Origin of the sequence: Subsaxibacter sp. CAU 1640 (genome assembly GCF_023156585.1) — a bacterium.
Classification (GTDB): Bacteria; Bacteroidota; Bacteroidia; order Flavobacteriales; family Flavobacteriaceae; genus JBPOFM01.
Window position 1 is genome coordinate 908,315 of the sequence record NZ_JALNMI010000001.1, and the last position, 24,120, is coordinate 932,434.

Sequence of the window (24,120 nt, forward strand, 5' to 3'; positions counted from 1 at the left end):
ATTAGGTAAAATAGAATTTCTATTATTCTACAGTCACAGATTTTGCTAAATTTCTAGGCTGATCTACGTTTTTTCCAAGCATTACCGCAATATGGTATGACAGCAATTGTAACGGAATTGTAGTGAGAAGTGGGGATAATGCCTCTAGGGTTTCAGGAACTTCAATAACATGATCTGCCAATTCTCTAACGCTAACATCGCCCTCTGTAACAATACCAATGATTTTTCCTTTTCTTGATTTTATTTCTTGAATGTTGCTCACTACTTTTTCGTAATGGCCTTTTTTGGTGGCAATTACAGCTATTGGCATATTTTCATCAATGAGAGCAATTGGACCATGCTTCATCTCTGCAGCGGGATAACCTTCTGCGTGAATATATGAAATTTCCTTAAGTTTCAATGCGCCTTCTAAAGCAACTGGAAAATTATAACCTCTTCCCAAATAGAGGAAATTTCGAGTTGTTTTATAAATTTCAGCTATTTTTTTGATGTGTTCTTCGGATTCTAGGGCTTTTATGACTTTTTCTGGAATCATCTCAAGTTCCATTAGATATAGACGGAAGTCTGAACTCGAAATGGTACCTTTAGCTCTTGCCAATCGAAGTGCTATCAGTGTTAAAATTGTGATTTGTGTTGTAAAAGCTTTGGTGGATGCAACGCCAATTTCAGGACCTGCGTGAGTGTAAGCGCCAGCATTTGTCTCTCTTGCTATGGAAGACCCCACAACGTTACAAACTCCGAATACAAAAGCACCTTTGGATTTTGCTAATTTGATTGCGGCAAGGGTGTCGGCAGTCTCTCCTGATTGAGATATGGCGATAACTAAATCTTTTTCATTTATGACCGGGTTTCTGTACCTAAATTCCGATGCGTATTCGACCTCAACTGGGATACGTGCCAGATCTTCGAAAATATATTCAGCAACTAAACCTGCATGCCATGAAGTTCCACAGGCAACGATGATAATTCGGTCTGCGTTGAGAAACTTTTTCATATTATCTTCGACACCGGCGAGTTTTATAATGGCTTCATTGACCAACATTCTCCCTCGATAGGTATCTTTTATAGCACTTGGCTGCTCGTAAATCTCTTTGAGCATAAAGTGATCATATCCGCCTTTTTCAATTTGTTCGAGATTTATTTGTAATTCTTGAATGTAAGGGTCAACCAAAGAGTCGTCTTTTATTTTTCTTATTTTTAAATCCTTTCCCCTTCTAACAATGGCCATTTCCTCATCCTCAAGATAGATGGCGTTTTTGGTATATTCTATAAATGGAGACGCATCACTTGCAATAAAGAATTCGTCATCCCCAATACCTATAGCTAAAGGACTTCCTAACTTTGCAACGACTATTTCATTAGGCTTGTTTTTATCAAATACCGCAATGGCGTACGCTCCTACAACCTGATTTAAAGCGATTTGAACAGCTTTTCCTAATTTCAGATTATCATTTTTCATAACATCTTCAATTAGGTTAATTAAAACTTCGGTATCAGTATCAGATTTGAAACTATATCCCCTATTTTTTAATTCTGTCTTTAAGCTTTCATAATTCTCTATGATTCCATTGTGTATAATGACCAGATTTCCTGAATTTGAATAGTGTGGGTGCGAATTGACGTCATTTGGTACACCATGCGTTGCCCATCTTGTATGTCCTATTCCCAAGCTGCCAACTGTTGGGATTTCTTTTAACAATTTATCCTCGAGATCAACAACTTTTCCTTTAGTCTTTGACAATTTGATATCACATCCATCATACAAGGCAATGCCTGCGCTATCGTAACCTCTATACTCTAATCGCTTTAACCCTTTAAGTATAATAGGATAGGCTTCCCTGTGGCCAATATAACCTACAATTCCACACATAGTTTTTTAGTTGTTTGGTTCGGTATAAAATATTTCCAAATATAGTTTTTTCTGCTCGTTGCTCGTGTTGTTACCATAAAGTATAGTTCCTCTTGGGGATATAATTGAGCTTACAGGTATCTTATTCACCGGATCATCATTTGAAGTTAAAACTTTATATTGAGGAGATGAGTTTTCAAGATTCACATTTCCTGAAACAGACAATCCCAACTTAACATTGGTAGAGTCTCTTAACAAAAGATTATTGATGTGTTCAGTTATTTTGATTTTATACTTAATACCTTCCCCTGAAGCATTATTTCCTTCCCTTTCCAGGACACCGAGGTGATTAATTTTGGAGTTTACTGGAGATGTATTGTTTGTGAAATCGAAAAAATAATCTGATAATGGAGTTCCATTTTTTAAATCATAAAGATAGATGCGATCAGGTTCAGTTCCTAAAGGTTGATCATGGTTAACATAAAATACCAAATTTGCTTCATTAATAAGTCGTTTCGATCTAACAAATTTCCCGTCTACATCTGTTTCAACAAAATCATTTTTGAACGAATAAAATTCCGGTGAAAATCCATTTTCATGGTCTCCAGCTTTAAATAGGTCAATTACTGCTGTTGAACCTTCGGCCCCTTTAACATATAATTTTTCATCGCCATCCATAGGATTACCAGGAGGAATTGCAAAGTCAAATTGGTTTTCAATGAGATTTATTCTATTACCTGTGAAAGTTAAAACAAAAGTAGCTTTGGCCCTGTCAGCACCGGTGGTAGTTGGATTTTTGGTATAATGTAGTGTGATATTGGCACTGGAAGTATTGAAGTTCAACAGGGCTAAACTACCACTATTGGCTAAGGGAGTAACCTTAAAAAAGATACCTCTGAAATAATTATTAAAATTATTGGCATTACTTAACTCTATATCTCCTTCCTTTTCTATGATTTTATTCAACCAATAAGCATTGTCTAACTTTACTCTAAGTGCTGGTGCAGTGCGACTGGAGATTTCGCCGTCTTCATCTTTTAAAACAATTTCTCTGTTGCTAGGTCTAAAGCTATTTAATGATTGAGGCACTGCAGGCAAAATTTCGGTTCCCATAAGAAGTGTTGGGTTAATATTTCCAATACTAGTTGTTGAATTAGAAAAATAATTCAGTGGTGTGTCAAATTCTTCATTTGGATTGATTGAATTTAAAAAATAATTGTTTTCATAGATTTCCAAATCAACAAATCCGTTTCCAAATATGGAGTCTAATTCATAAATTTTACCACCTTCATCATCAACATCAACGGCCCTACTAAAATAAGGAACAGTAAGAATAACTGAATCTAAAATCACACCATCTCCAAAATCAGGGTCATAAGTGGTAGTACCTAGTTGACTAACAAAGCTTGCTGTTGTTAAACCATAGGTTAGGTCATTGAACGCTCCCAGATAGTTGAGAGGTAAATTATTGGTCTGAACAGGTTCTAGAGGGTTTGTATAGGCTATAACCGGGTATTCTTTAGTACTGTTGGTAAGATAATTTCCTTGTCCGATAACATCTGACCCAACGGATGCAAAATCTTTATCGCAAGCAATAAATGAACTTATAATCAATGCAACAATAGCAAGATTTTTCAGGGCAAATTTTATTTTATTCATTGTATGTTTTCTCTAGTTTAATACTTGTGTATTGTAGAATTCGGTGTAAGGATCGGCAAATTCGTCCATGGAAAAGTAGTCAAGAACTGGTTTTTTTGAATTTTTAAGATAATCTTCAAGTTCCTTCGGAATCTCTGATGACCCTTTAATGAGTGCATCAGAATGATCAATGGCTACTTTCATGAGGTTAGAATAAGTTGGAGATTCCAGGGCTTTCACCAGACTTTCGTCTATGTTGTCAAATTTTACTTTGTTAATCATATTATTGTCTAACGTTCCATCGAAGCTTTGATTGTATACGGATGTGACAATCTTACTATCATTAAATAAAGGTTCATTTTTATAATATTCCTTTAAGTAAAGGGGGAGTAGTGAAGCCAGCCAGCCGTTAACATGAATAATATCTGGTGACCAATTTAACTTCTTGACAGTCTCAATAACGCCTTTTGCAAAAAATATAGCGCGCTCATCGTTGTCTGGGTACAATTTTCCTTCTTCGTCGGTGAGTGTGGCTTTACGTTTGAAGTAATCCTCGTTGTCAATAAAATAAACTTGTATTCTTTCTTTTGGAATCGATGCCACTTTAATAATAAGAGGCATATCTAAATCATTAATGACTAAATTAATGCCAGAAAGACGAATAACTTCGTGCAATTGGTGTCTACGTTCATTAATGTTTCCATATCTAGGCATGAATATTCGTATTTGCCCTCCTTGTTTATTTACCATCCTTGGCGCTTCAAACGACATGGATGAGATTTCTGTTTCTGGTAAATAAGGCACAACCTCGGAAGACACGTACAATATCCTCTTATCTTTCATATAACTATATTTTGTTGTTTTTTAATCGTCTATCAAAACCTACATTCTTGAAAAAATCCAAGAGTATTTTGTAGACCACACAAATCTAGCCGAAAAAAAACTAAAATTAAAAAACACGCAAAATTACAAAAATTTATGCAGATTGTTGGTAAAATATTAAGTTTGCACGCTGTTAATGTTTTCACGCTGTTAATGTTTTGTTATATAGTGAAGGTTTACAACTTACAAGAAAATATTTCTCCTATCATTGAAGATATTAAGAAGAAGGGAAAATCAATTGGTTTTGTGCCAACTATGGGTGCTTTGCATAAAGGGCATCTTTCCTTGATTGAAGAGGCCTTAAAGCAAAATGATGTTGCCATAATGAGTATTTTTGTAAACCCTACACAATTCAACAATCAACAAGATTTGGAGAAATATCCCAGAACCATGGATCGTGATTTGGAACTTCTTAAAACAGTAAGTGACAAAATCATTGTTTATGCACCGACGGTTGATGACATTTATGGGGAGAATATCGAATCTGCCCATTTTGATTTTGACGGACTTGAGTTTGAAATGGAAGGAAAGTTCCGGCCTGGACATTTTGACGGTGTTGGTACGATTGTAAAGCGATTGTTTGAAATTATTCAGCCTACAAAAGCTTATTTCGGGAAAAAGGATTTTCAACAATATAGAATCATTCAAAAATTGGTGGAAAACTACAATATACCAGTATCTATTGTGGGTTGTGAAATTTACAGGGAAAAAGATGGCTTGGCCATGAGTTCTCGCAACGAACGTCTCAATCCAGAGCACAGAAAGGCTTCTCCATTCATCTATAAAGTCTTAAAAACTGCCAAAGAAAAGTTTGGCACAAAAAGTGCTAATGAAGTGACCGATTGGGTTGAAAGTCAATTTGCTGAACACGATTTGTTGGAATTGGAATATTTTATAATCGCTGATGAAGAATCACTAAAAACAATCCATCGCAAATCAAAAAGCAAATCATATAGAGCATTTATAGCTGTATATGCTGATGATATCAGGCTCATCGATAATATTGCGTTAAATTAAGTATCTTTGCCACATGCAAATTCAAGTAGTAAAATCGAAAATCCACAGAGTTAAATGTACTGGTGCAGACCTCAATTATATAGGTAGTATTACTATCGATGAAGATTTGATGGAGGCAGCCAACATTATACAAGGCGAAAAGGTTCAAATTGTCAATAACGATAATGGTGAACGCTTGGAAACCTATGTAATACCTGGACCTAGAAATAGTGGAGAAATCACTTTAAATGGAGCCGCTGCACGAAAGGTTGCTGTTGGGGATACTCTGATATTGATTACTTATGCCTTTATGGATATTGAAGAGGCAAAAACCTTCAAGCCATCTTTGGTTTTCCCTGATGAAGCTACCAATCTTTTGAAATAAGATTTTGAACATCGTGTCCAAAAAGCTTTTAAGAATTGCCATCCCGCTTTTATTGGCAGTTTTTTTCGGTTGGTATACATTTTCCAGCATTCCTTTAAATGACGTCATTCCTTATTTTAAAACCGCAAACTATTGGTGGATCGGAATTGGGGTTTTTTGTGGATTTTTGAGTCATCTTTCTAGAGCTTACAGATGGCAATATCAGTTGGAGCCGATGAATTACAGTGTAAGATTTCCTAATAGTGTTATGGCGATTTTCATAACGTATCTGGCAAATCTGGGTATTCCTAGGTCGGGAGAGGTGTTAAGAGCGGCAGTATTGACCAATTATGAAGACGTTCCGTTTGAAAAAGGATTTGGAACCATCGTTGGTGAAAGAGTTGCTGATTTTTTAATTCTGATGCTGATTGTCGGTATCACTCTTGTGCTTCAATTTGACTTTATTTATTCAGTCCTGGAAAAATCTTTTCAGCCCGTGAAGATTTTGATGGCTGGAATTGCAGGACTTGTTTTCTTGACACTTCTAATTGTTTTCTTAAAAAGAAGTCAATCGAAAATTGCATTAAAAGTCAGGGTGTTTATAAGAGGATTAATGGAAGGTGTTTCGAGTATTTTAAGAATGAGACATAAATGGGCCTACATTTTCCATACCTTGTTTATTTGGACAATGTATTTGCTAATGTTCTATTTAACAACTTTTGCAGTTGAAGACTTAAACGGCATTTCCATAGGTGCTGTTTTAATTGCTTTTATTGCTGGAAGTTTTACCATCGCTGCAACAAATGGAGGTGTGTTTGTATACCCTTTGGCTATTGCAGCTGCCTTTGAAATGTTCGATATTCCAGAAAATCCAAGTATAGCTTTTGGTTGGATAATGTGGTCTTCTCAAACCCTCATGATTCTAATTTTAGGTAGTTTATCGTTTCTATTCCTTCCTATTTATAATAGAATCAAATAATTATTTAAATTGCATCGTCATTTAATTAGCTGATTATGATCAAAAATTTTACTCTACTGATAATCTTGGTGTTATCTTTCAAGGTTTCTTCTCAAGTTATATATGAACCATTTCAGTCTTCAAAACTAGGTGAATCGAGAGATATTAAGATTCAGTTACCTAGAAACTATGATCCAGAAGAGAAAACAACATATCCTTTAATCATTGTATTAGATGGCGATTATTTATTTGAACCAGTTATTGGAAATGTAGATTATCAGTCTTATTGGGGTGAAATGCCCAAATGTATAGTGGTAGGAATCAACCAAAGTTCCACGAGACATAAGGATTTTCATTATGACGATGAACAATTTTTTCCATCTCAAGATGGAGCCGATTTCTTTGAGTTCCTCGGTATGGAACTTGTACCATATATAGAAGGTAAATATAAGGTTTCAAACTTTAGGATTGTCATGGGTCACGATATGAGTGCCAATTTCCTTAATTATTATCTATTTAAGGACAAGCCTATGTACAGGGCATTTGTGTCGTTTAGCCCAGATCTAGCACCAGAAATGAAAACAAGGCTACAACAAAAACTATCTGTTTTGGATGTAGATACATTCTATTACTTATCAACAGCTGATAACGATGTATCGAGTTTGAACAAAAGTATTCTAGAAACAGATGCTTTATTAAAAACTATAGAAAATCCGAAATTGCACTATCGATTTGACAATTTTAATGATGCAGATCATTATTCTATGGTAGGTCTAGGAATTCCAAAAGCTTTAAATCAAATCTTCGATCTTTACAAACCAATTAACCTGAAGGAGTACAATGAAAAGGTTCTCACATATGAAGGTTCACCTTATCAATATCTAGAAAAGAAGTATAAGGATATTGAGTTTTTCTACGGTTTTGAGAAAAAAGTTGTTGAAAATGATTTTAAGGCTATAGCAGCAGCTTCAAACAAAAAGGATGATATTGAATCATTAAAGGAATTGTCAAGATTAGCTAAAAAAGAATATCCAGATTCCATGATAAGCGCATACTATTTGGGCATGTATTATGAAAAAGATAATAATCTTAAAAAGGCACTTCAATATTACAATTCAGGATTGCTTCTAGAGCCTTCAGAATTTATCGATAAAGAAGTTTTACTGGATAAAATTTATGCGATAAAGGATCAGCAATGATAATTTTTGTGCATTTCATCGAATATTTGGGCGCTTTGGCTAAAATTTAAATAATTTGGGTATCTTTACCATCCCAAACCCAAATCTATTGAACGATGAAAAAAGCCCTAACTTTTATCGCCTGCTTTATGCTGTCTGCTTCCGTTTTTGCTCAGATCAAATATGAGAAATTTGAATCGCGAACGCTCAATACCACAAGAGAATTAAAAATCAAACTTCCTAAAAACTACGATCCTTCATCAGGAATTAAACATCCAGTCATAGTTGTGTTTGATGGAGATTACCTTTTCGAGCCTGTTGTGGGTCAAGTAAGTTATCAAACCTATTTTGATGGAATGCCAGAATCAATTGTAGTTGGTGTCGTTCAAGGGTATGAACGTTTTTATGATAGTTATTTTGATGAGGTGACCGGTTTACCGATTGAATCTGGTGCAAGATTTTATCAATTTGTTGGAGAAGAATTGATTCCGTACATAGACTCTAAATATAACACTAGTAAGTTTAGAGTTGCGATTGGACATGATATTATGGGAAATTTTATCAACTCGTTCATGTTCAGCGATAAACCTGTGTTTCAAGCTTACATCAATTTGAGCCCGGATTTTAAAGGCAATATGAATGACAATATAGCCAACAGAGTAAAGTGGGTAAAAGATGACGTATTCTACTACTTGGCAACAAGTGATGACGATATTCCTCATATCAGAAAAACGGTTGAAGCTACAGATGTGATGCTCAAGAGTACAGAAAATAAAGCTTTGACCTACTACTTTGACAAACTTGAAGGAGATTCTCACTACACAATGGTTACAGGTGCCATTTCAAAAGCAATGGACCAAATATTTGACATTTACAAACCCTTGGATGAGAAGGAACTTACTGAAAAGGTTTTGACATACGAAGGCACTTTGGATCATTATATTGAAAAAAGGTATAATCGCATCGAGGATCTCTTTGGGATCCACAAACCAATTCCTGAAGAAGAGTTTGAAAAAGTAGTAAAGATAGCAGAAGAACGAGAAGATTTGGAATCTCTTGAAAAACTCGGAAAATTGGCCAATAAAAACATGCCAAAATCTTCTCTTGGGACCTATTATTTGGCGTTGCACGCAGAGAGAATAGGAAAGACCAAAAAAGCGACAAAGCTTTACGAAGAGGCTTTGACCTTGGAAGAAACGCCAAAATTCAATAAAGAGTTTATTATGGCTCAAGTAGAAAAATTAAAATTTGTTGCCGAAGAAACTGAAGAAAAAGTTGAGGATTAAAGTTTCTTAAAGAAATAAATCAACTTTATCTTCAAGTGTAGAAATATATTTATTTTAGCCTAAAGTTTTAACTGTGGCTAAAGTAAAAACAGCATTTTTCTGCCAAAATTGTGGCACTCAATATTCTAAATGGCAAGGTCAGTGTACTTCTTGTAAACAGTGGAACACTATTGTTGAGGAAGTCGTTCAAACACCCGAAAAAAGTGATTGGAAAAGTCCAACTTCCACCGTAAAGCAGGTTTCAAAACCATTAAAAATCAATGAAATTGATTCGTCTCAAGATATTCGATTGAATTCTTTGGATGAAGAATTTAATCGTGTGCTTGGAGGAGGCATCGTTCCTGGTTCTATGATACTCTTGGGAGGCGAACCAGGCATCGGCAAAAGTACTTTATTGCTTCAAATTGCTTTGACACTGCCTTACAAAACGCTATATGTTTCTGGCGAAGAAAGTCAAAAACAAATAAAAATGCGTGCCGAACGTATTCAACCGAACAGCGATAACTGTTATATTCTGACAGAAACAAAAACCCAAAATATCTTCAAACAGATTGAAGCATTGGAACCAGATATTGTTATTGTGGATTCCATTCAAACACTTCACAGCGATTATATTGAATCGTCTTCAGGAAGCATTTCTCAAATAAAGGAATGTACGACCGAACTGATAAAATTTGCAAAGGAAACTGCCACGCCAGTAATTTTGATTGGTCATATCACAAAGGATGGTAATATTGCCGGGCCAAAAATCTTGGAGCATATGGTCGATACGGTTTTACAGTTTGAAGGCGACCGTAACCACGTCTTCCGTATCTTGAGGGCTCATAAAAACCGCTTCGGTTCTACCAATGAATTGGGTATTTACGAAATGCAAGGTTCTGGTTTAAGGGAAGTCAACAACCCGTCAGAAATTTTGATTTCAAAAAAGGACGAAGAGTTAAGTGGCAACGCCATTGCTGCAACGTTGGAAGGTGTACGGCCTTTGCTTATTGAAGTCCAAGCCTTGGTAAGTACTGCCGTTTATGGTACACCACAGCGCAGTGCCACAGGCTTTAATGCCAAACGCTTGAATATGCTCTTGGCTGTTTTAGAAAAGCGCGCTGGTTTTAGATTGGGAGCCAAAGATGTATTTTTAAACATTACAGGAGGCATTACGGTCGATGACCCATCGATTGATTTGGCCGTTGTGGCGTCTATTTTATCATCCAATGAAGATGTGGCGATTCCAAAGGATTTCTGTTTTGCAGCAGAAGTTGGTCTTTCGGGCGAAATTCGACCTGTACAACGTGTGGAACAGAGAATTCTTGAAGCCGAAAAACTTGGGTTTTCAACCATTTTCGTTTCGAAATACAACAAAATCGCCCTAAAAAAGTCGAATATTAAGGTCCAATTGATTTCAAAAATTGAAGATTTGGTTGGATTCATCGTTTAAAATAAATTCAAATGAAAATAAAATCTCTTTTAGTTTTTTCAATAATAGTAGCCTTTTATTCCTGCGGTTCTAAAAAATCAGCCGTCAGTAAAGAAGAACTTATCAAAGCCACCAATGACTATGTGCAAAAAGTGGATAAGATGACCTTAAAGACTGAAGTTACCGAAGGTGCATTGACAGACGCCGAAGGCTTTAAGGATATTGGAACATTCAAATACACCGTTTATTTTGACGAAAATACCAATGAACTCTTCAAGATAAATAATGTTGAAAAAACTTCGGAAACCATTGATGAGACTTATTATTTTAAAGATGGCAAGTTTGTTTTTGTAAAATTCAACAGAGCCATTGATGGTTCTACAAAACTTTATAATGGAAGTTTAAAAGACGGTAAAACAGAAGGCTTAAAGTTCTATCAGAATAAGGCTGAACGTTTTCAGAAGGAGTTCAAAAAGAGTCATTAAAAGTAAAATGAAAACAATTACAATAAGTATCATATTTGCCTATTTTATTCAAGTTGGATTTTGTAATCCTGACAGGAAAGATTTGTTTAGAGTTAAAGATGGGTATACTTTAGCAACAATTCATTTTATAGATAGTACTTCAATTCAAGGATATGCCAAAATTATTGATATGTTAGGCTCATCCACAATCAAATTTAAGTTAACAGAGGATGGAAAGCCGGATTCGTGGAATGAAAATGATTTGAAAGGCGTTACAATGCATTCCGAACTTATGGATATAGTTTTTCACTATGTTAAGCTGAAGAATTATAGTAACCCAAAGTTAGTGGAACTGGTAGAACACGGAGAAATTTCTGTCTACGCAAAAGTTGATTCTAACTGGGTTGATAATTCAAACTCAAATAGTACATCGATTGACGGATTGAGTGCATTTGTTCCATCTCATCGTGAAGTTTCATATCAATTATTTGTGATAAAGGATAATGAGCAAGAGGCTATTAGTTTGGGAAAGGCGATTAATTTTAAAAAAATCGCTAAAGAGTATTTTAAGAATTGCCCTGGAATCATTAACAAAATAGATGAAATGAAATTCAAAATAGGAGATGTTCTGGAAATGGTTCAATATTACAATGATTTTTGTGCTGAATTATAGACAGAAAATCCACTTATAAATTTCGCAATGTGAACTGAATGTAAAGTCCAGTATTTTCCTTGCTTTTCACGCTGCATTTCCTCAAAAATCCTTAATTTCGCACTTCGAAAAGAATAAAGGAGAAAATGAGTAGCAAATTCCCTGAATATAAAGGTCTTGACTTGCCTAAAGTTGCTGAAGAAATCGGTGATTTTTGGGAGGCAAATAACATATTTAATAAATCCGTTGAAACACGAGAAGGCAAGCAGCCGTATGTGTTTTTTGAAGGACCACCTTCCGCAAACGGACTTCCTGGAATCCATCACGTGATGGCGCGTGCCATCAAAGATATCTTTTGTAGATATAAAACTCAAAAGGGCTTTCAAGTAAAACGAAAAGCTGGTTGGGACACCCACGGCTTACCGATTGAATTGGGCGTTGAGAAAGAACTTGGTATTACCAAAGAAGATATCGGCAAAAAAATATCGGTTGAAGAGTACAACGACGCTTGCCGCAAAGCCGTAATGCGTTATACAGATGTTTGGAACGACCTGACCGAAAAAATGGGTTATTGGGTAGATATGGACCATCCATACATCACCTACGAACCAAAATATATGGAGAGTGTTTGGTGGTTGTTGAAGCAGATTTATGATAAAAACTTGCTCTACAAAGGCTACACCATCCAACCATATTCACCTAAAGCCGGAACCGGTTTAAGTTCGCACGAGCTGAACCAGCCTGGTACGTATCAAGATGTGACTGATACAACGGTTGTCGCGCAATTCAAGGCAAAAGAAGAATCGCTGCCAGAATTTTTACAAAACGAAGGGACCATTTATTTTCTTGCTTGGACAACCACGCCTTGGACGCTTCCGAGCAATACGGCGTTGACAGTTGGTCCAAAAATCGACTACGTTTTAGTAGAAACTTACAACCAATATACGTTTGAGCCAATCAATGTTATTCTCGCGAAAAGTTTGGTCAACAGTCAATTTGCTGGAAAATTCTATCAAGTTGATAGCAAACCTGAATTGTTGGAGTATGAATCTGGCGGAAAGAAAATTCCATTTTACGTAGTCAAGGAATTCAAAGGCGAAGATTTAGTTGGCATCACTTACGAACAATTGTTGCCTTACGCTTTGCCTTACGAACATCCCGAAAATGCCTTCAGAGTTATTTCTGGTGATTTTGTCACCACAGAAGATGGTACAGGAATCGTTCATACGGCACCAACTTTTGGTGCAGATGATGCCTTGGTAGCAAAACAAGCAGTGCCTGAAGTACCACCACTATTGGTGAAAGATGAAAATGGCAATCTTGTGCCACTTGTCGATTTGCAAGGCAAGTTTCGTCCAGAAATGGGAGAACACGCTGGCAAATATGTAAAGATTGAATATTACACTGATGGCGAAGCACCTGAAGTGTCTGTAGATGTTGATTTGGCAATTCAATTGAAAATAGACAATAAAGCCTTTAAGGTCGAAAAATATAAACACAGTTATCCTAATTGCTGGAGAACTGACAAACCGATTCTGTACTATCCTTTGGATTCTTGGTTCATCAAAGTGACCGATGTTAAAAATCGTATGTACGAACTCAATGAAACCATCAATTGGAAACCGAAGGCCACTGGTACAGGACGTTTTGGAAATTGGTTGCAAAATGCCAATGATTGGAATTTGTCGCGTTCGAGATATTGGGGAATTCCATTGCCAATCTGGAGAACTGAAGATGGCAAAGAAGAAATATGTATTGGTTCGGTTGAAGAATTGAAAAATGAAATGTCAAAAGCTGTGAAAGCAGGAGTTTTGGCAAAAGATATTTTTGAGGAATTTGAAGTTGGAAACAATTCAGAAGAAAATTATGCAAAAATCGATTTGCATAAGAATATAGTCGACGAAATTGTATTGGTTTCTCCGTCAGGAAAACCTATGAAGCGCGAGAGTGACTTGATTGATGTTTGGTTCGATTCTGGTTCAATGCCGTATGCACAATGGCATTATCCATTTGAAAATAAAAAATTGATAGACGAGCATAAATCCTATCCGGCAGATTTCATTGCTGAAGGCGTCGACCAAACACGTGGTTGGTTTTACACACTTCACGCTATTGGAACGATGGTTTTCGATTCTGTGGCTTATAAAAATGTGGTTTCAAATGGTTTGGTGTTGGATAAAAATGGTCAAAAAATGTCCAAACGTTTGGGCAATGCCGTTGACCCGTTCACAACCTTGTCTACTTATGGTGCAGATGCCACGCGTTGGTATATGATTGCAAATGCCAATCCTTGGGACAATTTAAAATTTGATATTGAAGGTATTGAAGAAGTCAAACGTAAATTTTTCGGCACGCTTTACAATACCTATGCGTTTTTCGTTTTATATACCAATTTGGATGGGTTTGATTATTCCGAAGCAGATATTCCATTGGAAAAACGACCAGAAATAGACCGATGGATTCTTTCGGAATTGCATACTTTGATTCAAAAAGTGGATGAGTATTATGCTGATTATGAACCTACGCGTGCTGCAAGAGCCATTTCAGATTTTACACAAGACCATTTGAGTAATTGGTATGTGCGTTTGAGCAGAAGACGTTTTTGGAAAGGCGATTATCAGCAAGATAAAATTTCAGCGTATCAAACGTTGTACACGTGTATGGTGACCATCGCAAAATTGGGCGCTCCGATTGCACCATTCTATATGGATAAATTATACACCGACTTGAATTCTGTAACGAAAAAGGAGAATTTTGAAAGTGTGCATTTGGCAGAATTTCCAAAATTTGATGCATCGTTTGTAGATAAAAGTTTGGAACGTAAGATGGAAGCTGCACAAACAATATCATCTTTGGTATTATCGTTAAGAGCCAAAGAGCGTTTGAAAGTGCGTCAGCCATTGCAAAAAATTATGATTCCAATTGATAGTGAATCACAAAAACAAGAGATTTTAGCGGTAGCAGACTTAATCAAACACGAGGTAAACGTCAAGGAAATCGAAGTCTTGGAAGATGCTTCAGGTATTTTAGTGAAACAAATAAAGCCAAACTTTAAAGTGCTCGGACCGCGTTTTGGTCAGGATATGAAAGGCATTGCGCAAGTAATTGGCCAAATGACGGCTCAAGATATCAACAATTTCGAGCAAAACGGTCATTTAGACGTTGAAGTTAATGGAAAAAGTATTACATTGGACAGGTCTGATGTAGAGATTACCTCACAGGACATTGAAGGCTGGCTGGTAGCAAGTTCAGATGGATTGACAGTAGCCTTGGATGTGACCTTAACAGACGACTTAAAGCGCGAAGGGATTGCGAGAGAGTTGGTAAACCGAATCCAAAATTTAAGAAAAGATTCGGGATATGAGCTTACCGATAGGATTGCGGTTCACTTCCAAAAAGACGAACAAATTATTAACGCTATAAACAAGAATTTAGACTATATTAAGACAGAAACCTTAACCGACGAGTTGGAAATATTTGAACAACTGGAAAATGGTATAGAAGTTGCCTTTGATGATGTAAATACCAAATTGTTTATTCAAAAAATTTAAGATTATGAATGTAGAGACCAATAACAGATATTCTGATAAAGACTTGGCAGAGTTTAAAGCCCTAATCCAAGAAAAAATAGTCAAAGCCATCCACGATTTGGACTTGATAAAAAGTGCCTATATGAATGACCTCAATAACGGAACAGACGATACGTCGCCTACTTTCAAGGCGTTTGAAGAAGGCAGTGAAACGATGAGTAAGGAAGCGAATTCGCAATTGGCGATTCGTCAGGAAAAATTCATTCGTGATTTGAAAAATGCCTTGATTCGCATCGAAAACAAAACTTACGGTATCTGCCGAGTTACAGGTAAATTAATCAGTAAAGAGCGTCTGAAGTTGGTACCTCACGCTACATTAAGTATTGAGGCTAAAAATATGCAGCAATAAACTGCCTGCGAAAGCAAAAATCTCACACTATAAACGTCTTGCATTTGCAGGACGTTTTATTTTTATGTCTCTTCGAGCGCAGTCGAGAAGTTTTTTGTGTTTTAAATCTTATTTTTGTCAAAATCTAAACACCATTAATGTCCCTAAAAAAAGCAACTTTACTTATTGTCATCATTTTATTTATTGACCAAATAAGTAAATTTTATATCAAGACTCATTTTGCATTGAATGATAAGGTTGTTGTTTTCAATTGGTTCCAAATCGTATTTGTTGAAAACGAAGGAATGGCTTGGGGAACAAAGATGAGTGATTTCATCACTTTTATTTCCGAAAGGACAGCCAAGTTGATTTTAACGCTTTTCAGGATTGTCGCCGTGTGTTTCATCAGTTATTGGCTGGTGAACTCAATAAAAAAGAAGAGTACAACTATTCTGATTGTAGCCATTTCATTGATTTTTGCAGGAGCCTTGGGAAACATTATCGATTCGGTGTTTTATGGTGTGATTTTTAATGATAGTCTTGGACAAGTTGCTACTTTTTTACCAGATGATGGTGGATACGACACGCTGTTCCACGGCAAGGTAGTGGATATGCTCCATTTTCCTATGTGGAGCGGGTTCTTGCCAGATTGGATTCCTTTTGTTGGAGGTGATTATTTTACCTTTTTTGAACCCGTTTTCAATGTGGCAGATATGGCCATCAGTACAGGTATTGGAATGTTGATTGTATTCAACAGAAAGGCCTTTCCTCATTCAAAATCAAGGGAACATATATTTTAAATAATAGTAGTTCAACTTCTAATTGTAATTGATTATGTATTATATAATTATATTAATGACATTCATTTTTATTGGGCTGTTTATATATCTGCTCGGATATAGGCTCATTAAGAATTTTTCAAAACCTAAAATGATAGCAGTAAGAACTGTTTTAATTCTATTAATACTTATTGTTTCGAACATTGTGTGTTACAATGGCCGTATCGGGAATTATTTCTTTGGTACATTAAACCATTGTTATAGTAATGAAAATCATACTTTTAAAGATTGTGAGTTACTTTTAAAAAATGTAGATTTTAAAGATGTAGAAAGCAGCTTTCAATATTACAAAAATCAACATCATAAAAGTCAAGCAGATAAATTATACCGCAATTTTAAAAAGAATTATCTGTTTTTTTGGTTGTGGTACGATTACGCAGTCAATCCAAAATGGGATTTGGATTATTTGCCTAAATACGAATAAAAAAATACTGTAAAATTCGAAAGATTATACCGAATTTTAGATTTCGGTAATCAATTTAATTTCGGTGATGAATTCAGTAAGTTTTCATATTTAAAAACCTTATTTATATCTAGACTATTCTTGTACTAAAATTTGTTCATTGTAGTCAGTAAAATTATCTATACTGATGATTACTTTTTAAGCTATTAGAATCTATAAATTTTAGCAGGAGTTACGCAGTAATCCAAAGCTATATCACTGTCAAAAACACCTTCAATTTTTTCTTCGGCTTCAAAAAATGAGAGTCCAATTTTGATGGTTTCCGGTTTACATTCACTCAAAAACAAATCATAAAAACCTTTACCATATCCTATTCTATGACCAACTTTGTCGAAAGCCAACAAAGGAACAAAGACCACTTCAATTTTCTCTGAAGGAATTTCAATGCCATCAACCGGTTCTGGAATATTGTAATCATTTTTTTTGATGACTGTATTGTCCGTTAATAAAAAGTGCGTCATCTTTCCAGTTTTGAAATTACTTTTTGAAATGATGATATTCTTATCTTTTCCAGATAAAATATTCAAAATGTAATCTGTGTTGATTTCTTTTTGTTCCGAAATGGTCAAAAAAATGTGATAGAAAGAGTGGTCCCAAATATCCAATTTCAACAACTGGTTAGAGATATCAAGACTTTTAGTTTCAATGTCTTCTATTGACAAATCAGCTCGTTTCTTTCTGTATAAAAGCCTTAAATCGGATTTGTTCATTGCTAACATCAACTTTTTATGCGAGTCGTAAGATGGAACAAGGCATCACCTTGATATACCAATGAAGCTTCATTCACATTAATGATATAACCATCCACAGTCGATTTAACTTCGTGATAAACTTTTCCGTATGGGTCTGTGATCTGTCCCAAAACATCATCCACTTTAACGTGAGAATGAATAGGCATAAGAGCTTTGAACATTCCTGATTTTTTAGCTCTCAACCATTGACTTTCCTCAACAAAAATCGTAAGCATTTTTGGCGAATTGGCCTTAACTTTGGAGTTCAACATATCAAAATGGGCCAGGATTCGCTTGGCACCTTCAACCCCAACTTTTGATATATTGTTATCTACGTAAAATGATTTTCCGCCTTCAAACAAAAGAATGGGTTTTCCCAACTGATAGCAGGCACTTCTGAAGGATTTTGAGATGTGATTTGAATATAATACAAATGGCGCACCGAAAACTTTGGCCATCTCTTCCAACTCTGGTTCGTTACGTATAATCCTTATTTGTGCAGCGTTAAACCTACTGGCACCTCCTGTATGAAAATCGACCACAAAATCAACGTCTGGAATAATTTCATTGATCAATCGGAAAGCCACTCGACTTGCGAGCGAGCCATTCGGATAGCCAGGGAACATACGATTCAAATCTCGACCGTCTGGAAAGTCTCTGGAGCTATTTAAAAAACCGAAGATGTTGATGATAGGCATACATATAATGGTTCCTCTTTTTGGCTTATTGATTTTTTTAACAATAAGCTGTCTTACAATATCGACGCCATTGATTTCATCACCGTGAATACCAGCAGAAAACAAAATTGTTGGGCCAGGTTTTTTGGAACGCTCAACTATGACAGGAACTTCAATTTTTGTTGCGGTATGGAGTTTTGCAATATTGAAGTTTATTTCTTTGGATGTTCCAAGAGGAATTTCCTGTCCCAAAATGGTGATGATGTCCTTATACTCGGTCGTCATAAAAACCTTTAAACATTTCTTTCGATAAACCGAATGATACTTTTGGCAATATCTTTTTTGGTAGCGGCTTCAATACCTTCCAAACCCGGAGAGGAATTTACCTCTAAAATCAATGGACCTCTGTCAGATTGCAACATATCAACTCCACAAACCCCCAATCCCAAAGCTTTGGCAGCTTTAAGTGCAGCGTTTTCCTCATCATCCGTTAATTGAATGATTTGTGCTGTTCCACCACGATGTAAATTAGAACGGAATTCACCTTCTTTTCCTTGCCGTTTCATAGCACCCACCACATTGCCATCTACAATAAATGCTCTGATATCTGCGCCTTTAGCTTCTTTTATAAACTCTTGAACAATTACTCTAGCTTGCAGACCGTTGAAAGCTTCCAGGACCGATTCGGCAGCGTTGTTGGTTTCAGCCAATACTACACCAAGTCCTTGTGTTCCTTCCAATAATTTGATGACTAACGGTGCACCGCCCACATACTCAATAACTTCCTTTACGTCTTTTGTATAATTTGAGAAAACTGTTTTTGGCATTCCCAATCCTGCACGAGATAAGACCTGAAGACTTCTTAGTTTGTCTCTAGACCTTACCAAAGCTTGAGATTCCACTACCGAAAACACTTTCATCATTTCAAATTGTCTTACCACAGCTGTTCCATAAAAAGTAACAGATGCACCTATTCTCGGAATAATTGCATCAACGTTTTCAAGTGATTTTCCACGATACAAAACGGCTGGATTTTTTTTCTCAATAATGATTTCGCATTTCAAAGGGTCAATGACTTCGCAGGTGTGTTTGCGTTGGCGAGCTGCTTCCACCAAGCGTTGTGTGGAATATAAATGAGGGTTTCTGGATAATATGACTATATTCATTTATTCTTTTTATTGTAGGATATATTTTTTTGTGTTACGTCAACTACGAATTTTTTGGACAAGAATTTTCTGCCAATCAAGATAGGGTATCTCATATCATCACGAGTGCTTAAGGTTAAAGAGATATTATATTTCTTTTCAAACAGAACAATGGATGTTTTAACCTTATATCTTTTTTGAACCAAACCATTACTACTCTTTACTTTGGCGGTTGAAAATTGTTTGAATCGTATTTCTTTGCCATTGTAATATGGATGACCTTCATCATAAAATAAGCAGACCAATTCATCATCTATCACGATCACTTTGTGGCAATGAATGGATGATGTGTAAGCACCAGTGTCTATTTTTATGTCAATATCAAATAAATCAAGCGTTGGAAAATCCGCTTTATCGATTCGACCAATCACTTTTTTTGGCATTCCAAAAGTTAAATGTTGAAGGTGCAAGGTAATGAAAAAACAAATGGTAACAAGAAAGTGTTTTTAGCTAAACCAACTCTATAAACGTTTGTTATTTGAGCTATAATTTCATTGAAATGTTTTTGTATAAGTGCTATCTTTGGTAAATGAGTCAGCCTACTTTAGAAATTCAGTTACAAACATTGCCCAACCAGCCTGGAGTGTACCAATATTATGATGCCAATAACAAATTGCTTTATGTAGGAAAGGCAAAGGACTTGAAAAAGCGTGTCAGCTCTTATTTTAGCAAACAACATAATTGGGGAAAGACAAAAGCACTAGTAAAAAAAATTGCGGCCATAAAGCATATTGTGGTTGAAACAGAAACCGACGCTTTGCTTCTTGAGAACAATCTCATCAAAAAATATCAGCCTCGCTATAATGTGATGCTTAAAGATGACAAATCTTATCCATGGATTTGTGTCAAAAACGAACGTTTCCCGAGAGTATTTTCAACCAGACGAGTTTTTAAGGATGGCTCCGAGTACTTTGGGCCATACACCAGCATGAAAACGGTTCATACCCTATTGGATTTGATAAAAGGATTATATCATCTCCGAACTTGCAACTATGATTTGTCTCAAGATAAGATTGAAGCTGGCAAGTACAAAGTTTGTTTGGAATACCATCTGGGAAATTGCAAAGGACCTTGCGAAGGTTTGCAGGCTGAAGATGATTATCATGAAAATATTTCGTCCATTCGCGAAATTTTAAAAGGAAATTTTAAAGATTCCTTAAATCAATTCAAAAAACAGATGAAAATGTTTGCTGAAAAAATGGAGTTCGAGCAAGCCCAACGCATCAAGGAAAAAATTGATATTCTTGAAAATTATCAATCTAAATCGACAGTTGTCAACCCCAAAATCAGCAATGTCGATGTCTTTTCAATTGTTTCAGATGAAGGATATGGCTACGTGAATTTTTTACAGTTATCTTATGGTTCTATCATCCGTTCGCATACATTGGAAATCAAGAAAAAACTGGATGAATCGGATGAAGAGTTACTTCAACTGGCAATAACAGAAATAAGACAACGATTTCATTCCAATTCAAAGGAAATTTATGTGCCTTTTGAGGTGGATTTAGGTGAAAACATCAAAGTGACCATCCCAAAACTGGGAGACAAAAAGCGAATTTTGGAGCTTTCAGAGCGAAATGCCAAATATTATCGCATGGAACGGTTCAAACAGGTGAAAATTACAGATCCAGATAGGCACGTCGAGAGAATTATGGCACAAATGAAATCTGATTTGAGACTAAAGGTCGAACCTCGCCACATTGAGTGTTTTGATAACTCCAACATACAAGGAACAAACCCAGTTGCAGCTTGTGTGGTATTTAAAAACGGTAAACCAAGCAAAAAGGACTATCGTCATTTCAACATCAAAACAGTTGAGGGTCCTGATGATTTTGCCTCGATGGAAGAAGTGGTTTATAGAAGATACAAGCGGCTTTTGGCCGAAGAACAATCTTTGCCGCAATTGATTATCATCGACGGAGGAAAAGGGCAATTATCATCTGCTTTGAAAAGTTTGGAACAGTTGGGTTTGAGAGGAAAAATTGCAATCATCGGAATAGCGAAACGTTTGGAAGAATTATTTTATCCAGATGATCCAATTCCCCTATATTTAGACAAGAAAAGCGAAACTCTAAAAGTTATTCAGCAGTTGCGCAATGAAGCGCATCGTTTTGGGATTGAGCATCATAGAAATCGACGAAGTAAAGGCGCTTTTAAAACTGAATTGGAAGCAATTTCGGGTATTGGTGAGCAAACCATCGTTGAGTTGATGAAGCATTTCAAAACTGTAAAGCGTATCAGCAATGCCTCTTTGGAGGAGTTGAAACCTGTAATTGGTGAATCAAGATCAAAAAAAATAATTGAATTTTATAAAAGATAACACTATCGATTTTTGAAAAGAGTCATTTTCATAATAACCCTATTAACACTTGTCAGTTTTTCAATAACTGCTCAAGAGCAAACCCCGCAAAAGCGACCAAAAATTGGTTTGGTTTTGAGCGGAGGTGGCGCCAAAGGTTTTGCGCACATTGGGGTAATGAAGGTCCTGGACAGCTTGGATATAAAAGTTGATTATGTAGCAGGCACGAGTATGGGAGCAATAATTGGTTCGTTATACGCTTCAGGTTACACAGGTAAACAGCTCGATTCTATTTTTAAAAGCTTGGATTTTGATGATGTTATCAATGACAATATTCCGAGAGCCGCCAAGACATTTTATGAAAGGGAAAATTCAGAAAAATATGGAGTGACACTTCCTTTTGAAAAATTCAAAATCAACTTGCCATCGGCACTGTCAAGGGGTCAGAATGTGTATAACTTATTGTCTAAATTAACACTGCACGTTTCTGAAGTTGATGATTTCAAGAAATTACCCATTCCATTTTTCTGCATGGCAACCAATATTGAAACAGGTGAATCTGTAATTCTCGACAAAGGCAACTTGGCACAGGCTGTAGCTGCAAGTGGTGCACTACCATCACTCTTTCAGCCTGTGATTATAAATGATAAAATATTGATTGACGGAGGCGTTACAAATAATTATCCCATTGCAGAGTTAAGAGCGCAAGGAATGGATATCATCATAGGCGTTGATGTTCAGGATGGTCTAGCAGACAGAACGGAGTTGACAACAGCTCCAGACATTTTGCTTCAAATCAATAATTATAGAACGATTAATGATATGAAGAAGAAAGCAAAAGATACGGATATTTATATCAAACCAGATATTAGCAATTTTTCAGTGATTTCTTTTAGTGAGGGGAATAAGATTATTGAATCAGGTCAAACAGCAGCGCTTAAAAAATTTCATGATTTGAGTGTACTTCCAAAAAGGACAAAAAAACACGGCGTCAATCTTGAAGATATTGTAAGGGATAGTATTGTAATTAATGATATTCAATTTAGAGGAAACAATCGTTATACGCGTTCTTATATTTTTGGAAAATTGAAATTCAAACCAAACAGCACTGTAAGTTATATAGATTTTAACAGAGGAGTGAACAATTTGGTGGCAACAAATAATTTTGACACCTTTCAATATGAATTTCGAAAGTCAAAAGAAGGAGATGGGTATGATTTAAAAGGAACTGTTATTGAAAATGAAACAACAACCTTCTTGAAATTGGGAATACATTACGACGATTTGTATAAAAGTGCAGCATTGGTCAATCTTACCAAAAAACGTTTTTTGATAGACAATGATGTCATTTCAATGGATGTCATTCTTGGAGACAATGTGCGATATAATTTCGAATATTTTATTGATAAGGGCTTTTACTGGAGTATTGGTTTAAAATCTAGATTCAATCAATTTTCGAAAAATGTGTCTTCACAACTATATGTAGATTCGGGTCAAGAACCGATACAAGGTTTGAATAAATTGGAAATAGAGATTCAAGACCAGACTAATCAATTCTATTTGCAGACACTTTTTAGAAAGGACTTTGCTCTTGGTATAGGAGCAGAGCATAAAAGATTAAAGCTTAAATCTGAAACACTTAATACGGAGCAAAATAACGGAGCCATCATATTTGAAAATACAGATTATATCAGCGGGTTCGGAACCTTAAAACTGGATACTTATAGCAATAGATATTTCCCGAAGGATGGCTTCTACTTCAATGGTGATTTTCATTGGTATGTTTATGCATCACGTTTTAACAAAAATTTTTCACCATTTTCTATTGCCAAGGCTGATATTGGCTATGCAATTATGCCAATAAATAAAGTGTCTTTTAACGTTTTGACTCAAGGAGGATTTAGGATAGGAGAAAACTCGCCAACATCATTAAACTTTGCTCTAGGAGGTTATGGCAACAATTTCATTAATAATTTTGTTTCTTTTTACGGGTATGATTATTTGTCTTTGATAGGAAATAGTTTTGTGAAAGGAACAATATCGATGGATTATGAAATTTTTAAAAAAAACCACATCACATTAGCTGCCAATTATGCCAATGTTGAGGACAACTTATTCGATACAGGTGAATGGGTCAAAAAAGTTGACTACAGTGGTTATGCTGCAGGTTATGCTATTGAAACCTTTTTAGGACCGATGGAAGTAAAATACACATATTCACCAGAAGTCAAGAGAAGTTATTGGTTTTTCAACCTTGGATTTTGGTTCTAACGCTTCTCTGTTAGCATAATTTTTCAAGTTTCAAATATT

The 24,120-nt window shown here is 35.8% G+C and carries 21 protein-coding genes; 14 read left to right on the forward strand and 7 right to left on the reverse strand.

Annotated features, from left to right (window positions below):
• Nucleotides 1-22: 22 nt before the first annotated feature.
• From glmS to M0G43_RS03920, 3 genes are read right to left on the reverse strand one after another with little or no spacing between them, the layout of a single operon-like run.
• Nucleotides 23-1,870 (reverse strand): glutamine--fructose-6-phosphate transaminase (isomerizing), encoded by a 1,848-nt coding sequence (gene glmS / locus M0G43_RS03910; RefSeq protein ID WP_248023636.1) that lies wholly within the window; start codon nt 1,868-1,870, stop codon nt 23-25.
• 6 nt (nt 1,871-1,876) lie between these two features.
• A complete protein-coding gene (locus tag M0G43_RS03915) occupies nt 1,877-3,508 on the reverse strand; it encodes a DUF4270 domain-containing protein (RefSeq protein WP_248023638.1) in 1,632 nt (543 codons plus the stop codon).
• Between the two features lie 12 nt (nt 3,509-3,520).
• The gene (locus M0G43_RS03920) at nt 3,521-4,330 is read right to left on the reverse strand and encodes a glycogen/starch synthase (RefSeq protein WP_248023639.1); all 810 of its coding nucleotides are present in this window, start codon (nt 4,328-4,330) and stop codon (nt 3,521-3,523) included.
• Nucleotides 4,331-4,537: 207 nt separating this feature from the next.
• Between M0G43_RS03920 and panC the strand changes: the two genes are divergently transcribed.
• The 12 genes from panC to M0G43_RS03980 all read left to right on the forward strand — a co-directional run bounded on the left by panC (nt 4,538) and on the right by M0G43_RS03980 (nt 16,859).
• Complete coding sequence (gene panC / locus M0G43_RS03925) at nt 4,538-5,386, forward strand: pantoate--beta-alanine ligase (protein WP_411039846.1); 849 nt, start codon at nt 4,538-4,540, stop codon at nt 5,384-5,386.
• 13 nt (nt 5,387-5,399) lie between these two features.
• Nucleotides 5,400-5,750, forward strand: a complete 351-nt coding sequence (gene panD / locus M0G43_RS03930; protein WP_248023641.1) for an aspartate 1-decarboxylase — start codon at nt 5,400-5,402, stop codon at nt 5,748-5,750.
• Nucleotides 5,751-5,763: 13 nt separating this feature from the next.
• Entirely contained in the window at nt 5,764-6,708 is a 945-nt protein-coding gene (locus tag M0G43_RS03935; protein WP_248023642.1) for a YbhN family protein, read from the forward strand.
• 35 nt (nt 6,709-6,743) lie between these two features.
• The gene (locus M0G43_RS03940) at nt 6,744-7,886 is read left to right on the forward strand and encodes an alpha/beta hydrolase (protein WP_248023643.1); all 1,143 of its coding nucleotides are present in this window, start codon (nt 6,744-6,746) and stop codon (nt 7,884-7,886) included.
• A 95-nt stretch (nt 7,887-7,981) separates the two neighbouring features.
• Nucleotides 7,982-9,151, forward strand: coding sequence for an alpha/beta hydrolase (locus M0G43_RS03945; RefSeq protein ID WP_248023644.1), 1,170 nt, complete (start codon nt 7,982-7,984; stop codon nt 9,149-9,151).
• Nucleotides 9,152-9,224: 73 nt separating this feature from the next.
• Nucleotides 9,225-10,583: a DNA repair protein RadA gene (gene radA, locus M0G43_RS03950; RefSeq protein WP_248023646.1), complete on the forward strand. Its 1,359-nt coding sequence runs from the start codon at nt 9,225-9,227 to the stop codon at nt 10,581-10,583.
• A gap of 11 nt (nt 10,584-10,594) precedes the next feature.
• Nucleotides 10,595-11,047 (forward strand): hypothetical protein, encoded by a 453-nt coding sequence (locus tag M0G43_RS03955; RefSeq protein ID WP_248023647.1) that lies wholly within the window; start codon nt 10,595-10,597, stop codon nt 11,045-11,047.
• 7 nt (nt 11,048-11,054) lie between these two features.
• On the forward strand, nt 11,055-11,699 hold the full coding sequence (locus M0G43_RS03960) for a hypothetical protein (RefSeq protein WP_248023648.1): 645 nt from the start codon (nt 11,055-11,057) through the stop codon (nt 11,697-11,699).
• A gap of 125 nt (nt 11,700-11,824) precedes the next feature.
• A complete protein-coding gene (ileS, locus tag M0G43_RS03965; protein ID WP_248023649.1) occupies nt 11,825-15,229 on the forward strand; it encodes an isoleucine--tRNA ligase in 3,405 nt (1,134 codons plus the stop codon).
• 4 nt (nt 15,230-15,233) lie between these two features.
• On the forward strand, nt 15,234-15,617 hold the full coding sequence (locus M0G43_RS03970) for a TraR/DksA family transcriptional regulator (RefSeq protein WP_248023650.1): 384 nt from the start codon (nt 15,234-15,236) through the stop codon (nt 15,615-15,617).
• A gap of 137 nt (nt 15,618-15,754) precedes the next feature.
• Complete coding sequence (locus M0G43_RS03975) at nt 15,755-16,396, forward strand: lipoprotein signal peptidase (protein ID WP_248023651.1); 642 nt, start codon at nt 15,755-15,757, stop codon at nt 16,394-16,396.
• 130 nt (nt 16,397-16,526) lie between these two features.
• Nucleotides 16,527-16,859, forward strand: coding sequence for a hypothetical protein (locus tag M0G43_RS03980; RefSeq protein ID WP_248023652.1), 333 nt, complete (start codon nt 16,527-16,529; stop codon nt 16,857-16,859).
• 185 nt (nt 16,860-17,044) lie between these two features.
• Here M0G43_RS03980 and M0G43_RS03985 read toward each other — a convergent pair whose 3' ends face one another.
• From M0G43_RS03985 to M0G43_RS04000, 4 genes are read right to left on the reverse strand one after another with little or no spacing between them, the layout of a single operon-like run.
• Nucleotides 17,045-17,608 carry a 5-formyltetrahydrofolate cyclo-ligase gene (locus M0G43_RS03985; protein ID WP_248023653.1) on the reverse strand — a complete coding sequence of 188 codons (564 nt, stop codon included), beginning with the start codon at nt 17,606-17,608 and terminating at the stop codon, nt 17,045-17,047.
• Nucleotides 17,609-17,616: 8 nt separating this feature from the next.
• Nucleotides 17,617-18,591 (reverse strand): succinylglutamate desuccinylase/aspartoacylase family protein, encoded by a 975-nt coding sequence (locus M0G43_RS03990; protein WP_248023655.1) that lies wholly within the window; start codon nt 18,589-18,591, stop codon nt 17,617-17,619.
• A gap of 8 nt (nt 18,592-18,599) precedes the next feature.
• Complete coding sequence (gene rimK / locus M0G43_RS03995; RefSeq protein WP_248023656.1) at nt 18,600-19,472, reverse strand: 30S ribosomal protein S6--L-glutamate ligase; 873 nt, start codon at nt 19,470-19,472, stop codon at nt 18,600-18,602.
• The gene (locus M0G43_RS04000; RefSeq protein WP_248023657.1) at nt 19,469-19,894 is read right to left on the reverse strand and encodes an ATP-dependent zinc protease; all 426 of its coding nucleotides are present in this window, start codon (nt 19,892-19,894) and stop codon (nt 19,469-19,471) included. The genes rimK and M0G43_RS04000 overlap by 4 nt, the downstream gene beginning before the upstream one ends.
• A gap of 146 nt (nt 19,895-20,040) precedes the next feature.
• Here M0G43_RS04000 and uvrC point away from each other — a divergent pair, with 146 nt between their 5' ends.
• Nucleotides 20,041-21,831, forward strand: a complete 1,791-nt coding sequence (gene uvrC / locus M0G43_RS04005; RefSeq protein ID WP_248023658.1) for an excinuclease ABC subunit UvrC — start codon at nt 20,041-20,043, stop codon at nt 21,829-21,831.
• A gap of 12 nt (nt 21,832-21,843) precedes the next feature.
• Entirely contained in the window at nt 21,844-24,081 is a 2,238-nt protein-coding gene (locus M0G43_RS04010) for a patatin-like phospholipase family protein (RefSeq protein ID WP_248023659.1), read from the forward strand.
• Nucleotides 24,082-24,120: the final 39 nt, after the last annotated feature.